This window comes from uncultured Lamprocystis sp., from assembly GCF_903933125.1.
Lineage (GTDB): Bacteria > Pseudomonadota > Gammaproteobacteria > Chromatiales > Chromatiaceae > Thiodictyon.
On record NZ_CAIZIZ010000207.1, the window covers coordinates 1 to 2,076 of the forward strand.

At 60.5% G+C, this 2,076-nt stretch carries 2 protein-coding genes; one reads left to right on the forward strand and one right to left on the reverse strand.

Annotated features, from left to right (window positions below):
• Nucleotides 1-228: 228 nt before the first annotated feature.
• Nucleotides 229-624: a DUF1640 domain-containing protein gene (locus QZY03_RS10530; protein ID WP_295580747.1), complete on the forward strand. Its 396-nt coding sequence runs from the start codon at nucleotides 229-231 to the stop codon at nucleotides 622-624.
• A gap of 516 nt (nucleotides 625-1,140) precedes the next feature.
• On the opposite strand, the gene QZY03_RS10535 is transcribed toward QZY03_RS10530, so the two are convergent.
• Complete coding sequence (locus tag QZY03_RS10535; protein ID WP_295580749.1) at nucleotides 1,141-1,554, reverse strand: SseB family protein; 414 nt, start codon at nucleotides 1,552-1,554, stop codon at nucleotides 1,141-1,143.
• Nucleotides 1,555-2,076 lie beyond the last annotated feature (522 nt).

Here is a 2,076-nt window from a genome sequence, read left to right on the forward strand (position 1 = left end):
CGCTTATCCACCCTACAGAACCGGCGCCGCTGTAGGGTGGATAAGGCGCGCCGCTCGGTGTCAGGGACCCGGCACGCCGGTCGTGCGCGCCGCATCCACCAAGGGGGCTGCGCGATGCTGCCCAAATTTGGAATTGCTGGCCGTGACGGCGTGGCGGCAGCTTAGGCCCCGAATTTGGGATACACTGCCGGCTGTCTCCACCGTATTTCCTCCGGAAGAATGGATCCCATGGGTTCTGTCGTCGAACTGTATGAAGCCCTGGCCAGTGCGCCGGACGAGCGCGCGCGGGCGCGGGTGATTGCCGCGGCCTTTGAGCGTCTGGAGGAGCGTTATCCGCACCTGCCGGATCTCGTCACCAACCAACAGTTGCGTGAGACTGAACTGCGGCTTCAAAAAGAGATCGAGCAAGTGCGCGCGGATCTCACGTTGCAGGTCGAGCGATTACGCGGCGAGGTCAAAACCCAGATCGAACAACTCCGGGGCGAGGTCAAAACCCAAATCGAGCAATTACGCGGCGAAGTGACGACCGCGATCGAGCGCAGCCGCAATACCCTGCTGATGTGGCTGATCCCACTGATGTTCGCCCAAGTCGGCGTGATGGCCGCGCTGGTCAAGCTGCTCTGAGTGCAGTGGCTTGTGAGTGATGATCAAGGCCAGACTAACTCCGTGTAATGGATTATTCGGTTGTTCACCAGTCATGGTTCAAATGTATCCTTATTGAAATTTGAGGGATTAGTAGCGAGTCACGAATAAGTTAAACAATCGTTGTCGTAATCGAATAATCGATTCAAGTTTGGCATGAGCGGTCCGGCCTCGATCAAGATTCCGGCCACTGGGGCTCGCCGGGTGCGTAGTCAGGCCATCCTGGCCTGACATGGTCAGGGCTGGAAGCCCTGACTACGCACGCCGCTGGCCGGGATTACGATCAAGGCCAGCGGTCGGATGCCGATCGGGTTTCGATTCGCTCCGTCGCTTTGGCATACAAGGCCGCCAAGCGCTTGAAAGGCTTCGATTGTCACGCGCGGGACCAACGCATCCTCGCGGAGACATTAACTCGATTACGACAACGACAACGACGCCGAAGGTGTGTCCTAATTGTCCTAATGGACTTGTTTAGCATGTTAATGAACGGTTCCTTACTTAATTCGGCCGCCCCATGCCCGCGATCTGGGCCACGTCCTGCGCTTCGAAGTCGATGCCGACGGGGAGGCCCGGATTGAGGCTGATAGCATAGCCGATGCCGAGTTTTTCCAGTATCCAGGTGAAGTCCGCGACCAGACCGCCGCCGTAGCCCGGATGGTCCTTGACGAAGCCCTTGGCACGCTCGGGGCTGGTGAAGAGGACCAGCACCACGTTGCCGTCCTCGCCGGTGAGCTTGAGGGGTTGGGCGGCTTGCTGGGTCTGGAGTCCGCCGATCTGGTGTTTCTCATAGACCGGCATGAAGACCTCGGAACCCACCAGGGTCGCGATGAATTCCTCGGGCGGGATCTGGCCTTCCTGGGCGGCAATGAGTCGGCGTTCGAGTTCGTTTTGGGGGGTGAAGTCGTCCGGCATGAGGATGTCCAGTAGGTGGTTGCCCCGGCAATGCTTGGGGTTGGGGCGAGAAACTCAAGGTGAAGATGCCAACCCAGCGGGCAGCGACCGCATCGAACCGGTGGCATCCGCGCCGTGCTGCTGGCCGCGTGGGCGTGACGGCCGCAGATTGTGCGGTCTTCCTGTGACGCCGGTCGCAGTTCGAAGGAGTCGTCCTTGAGGGACTCCGGGTAGTCGTCCAGACTGAGAAGGTCAGGCAGTGCCAGGGGGCAATGCCCGTGATAGACGCATATACGAACAATCATAAAGATGGGGGCCCCCATGAATCCCGATCGGCGCGTTTTCCCCGGCCGCCGTGTGGTGTCTCGAAGTCGGTCGGAAGCCCCGCGTGTTCCCGCCGTCGCCAGCAATTCCAAATTTGGGCAGCATCACGCAGCCCCTTGGTGGATGCAGCGCGCACGACCGGCGTGCCGGGTCCCTGACACCGAGCGGCGCGCCTTATCCACCCTACAGCGGGGCCGGTTCTGTAGGGTGGATAAGCGC

Excerpts from the sequence above, each read along its gene's own strand:
- QZY03_RS10530 (WP_295580747.1), top strand. The coding sequence starts at position 229 with ATGGGTTCTGTCGTCGAACTGTATGAAGCCCTGGCCAGTGCGCCGGAC.
- QZY03_RS10535 (WP_295580749.1), bottom strand. The coding sequence starts at position 1,554 with ATGCCGGACGACTTCACCCCCCAAAACGAACTCGAACGCCGACTCATT.